The organism is Candidatus Zixiibacteriota bacterium (assembly GCA_022865345.1).
Lineage (GTDB): Bacteria > Zixibacteria > MSB-5A5 > MSB-5A5 > RBG-16-43-9 > RBG-16-43-9.
Genome location: JALHSU010000110.1, coordinates 1 through 1893, shown reverse-complemented (window position 1 = coordinate 1893; position 1893 = coordinate 1). Strand labels below are relative to the sequence as shown.

Below are 1893 nucleotides of genomic sequence, written 5' to 3'. Positions count from 1 at the left end.
TGTATCGGATGTGCTTTATCTGGTCAACTACCTGTTCAAGTACGGGTACCAGCCCAATCCCATGGAAATTGGGGATGTCAATTGTGACACTATGGTGAATGTCAACGATGTAATCTATTTGATCAATTATCTTTTCAAAGGTGGTCCACCACCCGGATGTTAAGAGATAGAGAAGATTATTGCAACCCAAGGGGACAGACATTTGTGAGCTGTCCCTTTTCTTTTTCCAACCTGAAACTATTTCAACACCCTGTGCCTGTTCCTAAATGACTTCATTACCCCACTATACCGCTCACTATATCTCGAAACAAAGATATAGTGAGTAGCACTGGGGGGTAACTCTTGCTCGACTTACTTCTCTGTTTTTCAGTAATGCTTGAGTAAGTTTGCCTCAAGAAATCCACTTCAGATTCTATTAGGGGAATAAAGTCTGAGAGAGACAGGGGTAGGGGCGGGCTACCCCCCACCCCCTGTTTCAATTTTGTTTCAATTGCACTTGGGTTTCTATGGGTTATTATGGCTATTGAGGAATCTGGCTAATCAACTGTCACTCTTGCTAATATGCTGAAAAACAAGGGGCTCCCAACTCTGTTATCCCCATGAAATCTGTATGTAGGAGATTGCACCAAGTGTGAACCTGCTTGCATAAGAAATCTCCCCTCATGACTACTTTTGTTCCGGAATCATTTCAAGCCGCTTCTTATTGCAGATTGCAATACTCCAGCTTTTTTCGATACTTTTCATATCCCGTTTATAATCAGAGAAGTATAAAATGTTTTGACCTTTGCTGGTCAGATTTTCAGCATCTTCACTATCACCTACAACACAGGCATAGCTTTTGCAGTAGAGAATGTTTGGCAAATGGCAAAGTAGGAGATATGGTTTCGAATCTTATAAAGGAAGACTTGATCAGCTCAAACTCTAGCAAGTAGGCAAATACATGAAAAATGACTGCTTTTTTGTTGATCTTTATTCAGAACTGTCGACCATAATATAGCAAGAAAAAAGCGATGTGTGTACAGTTCGGGTAGACAAAATCAAAAGAACGAAAGGAGGGATGAAAAGATGTTGAAGAGATTGTTCAGAGACGAAAAAGGACAGGATATGATTGAGTATGCTCTTCTGGCTGCCTTCATATCGATTGCGGCAATAGCCATAATAAGGCTGATTGGACCGCTCATTGTAACTATCTATACTAATATTCAGAATGCGCTTACCCCAGCTTCATAAGAGTTGCAGAGCATCAAATGGATTTGCTTGGAAGAAGACAGGCATCGCAGCATAGGGTCTCGATGCCTGTTTGTTTGAAGGCGTGCGATGAATAGTTCATATCAAGAAGCAAATGAGAGAAAGAGAAAATGAATTTACTGTTTAACGAAAAGGAATTGGCTCTTATCTTGGTGGTAGCGCTGGTTTTGCTCGCTTCGTATTCAGACCTTCGCTGGCGAAAAATACCGAACTGTCTTACCGTTCCAGCTATTGCCCTCGGTTTCTTTTTGAACTTCCAGGGCAATAGCTGGAATGGGCTAATTTCCGCTTGTCTTGGTCTCTTGGTGGGAATCGGGCTTTTGATGTTACCATATCTTCTGGGTGGTATGGGAGGAGGAGACGTTAAGCTCATGGGAGCATTAGGGGCGATGCTGGGTAGCTATCCTGTTATAAATGTATTCCTCTATGCTTCCTTGGTTGGAGGGGCGATCGCCATCGGCGTGGCTATAGCAAACAGAAGCTTAATCGAGACATTAAAGAAGGGCTGGCTGTTTTTCAAATGCATTTTCCTGTTCCAAGCCCCTTTGGCTGGTGCAAGCCTGTTCAAAAAAAGCTTGGCAATTCCATATGGGTTAGCTATTGCAGCAGGAACATTGATTTACCTGGTGGCGGGGAAGATAGTCT

2 protein-coding genes are annotated in these 1893 nt (G+C 42.6%); both read left to right on the top strand.

What is annotated here, in order from left to right; genetic code table 11:
* Nucleotides 1–1065 precede the first annotated feature (1065 nt).
* Nucleotides 1066–1230 (top strand): Flp family type IVb pilin, encoded by a 165-nt coding sequence (locus MUP17_04820; GenBank protein ID MCJ7458293.1) that lies wholly within the window; start codon nucleotides 1066–1068, stop codon nucleotides 1228–1230.
* A 128-nt stretch (nucleotides 1231–1358) separates the two neighbouring features.
* The coding region (locus MUP17_04815) for an A24 family peptidase (GenBank protein MCJ7458292.1) at nucleotides 1359–1893 on the top strand (535 nt) is incomplete at its 3' end.